1 pseudogene is annotated in these 258 nt (G+C 50.0%); it reads left to right on the top strand.

Annotation, left to right across the window (positions count from 1 at the left end):
- A pseudogene (locus RTW80_RS29870) lies at nucleotides 1-258 on the top strand (IS1 family transposase); the annotation flags it as partial.

Raw genomic sequence — 258 nt, 5'->3', positions numbered from 1 at the left:
GGGGCGTCTTATGAGCCTGCTGTCACCCTTTGACGTGGTGATATGGATGACGGATGGCTGGCCGCTGTATTAAACCCGCCTGAAGGGAAAGCTGCACGTAATCAGCAAGCGATATACGCAGCGAATTGAGCGGCATAACCTGAATCTGAGGCAGCACCTGGCACGGCTGGGACGGAAGTCGCTGTCGTTATCAAAAAAGGTGGAGCTGCATGACAAATTCATCGGGCATTATCTGAACATAAAACACTATCAAAAATT

It is taken from the genome of Escherichia sp. AM3, from assembly GCF_032029835.1.
Lineage (GTDB): Bacteria > Pseudomonadota > Gammaproteobacteria > Enterobacterales > Enterobacteriaceae > Escherichia > Escherichia coli.
The sequence above is the reverse complement of the archived record's forward strand: the minus strand, read 5'-3'. Positions and strand labels throughout refer to the sequence as shown.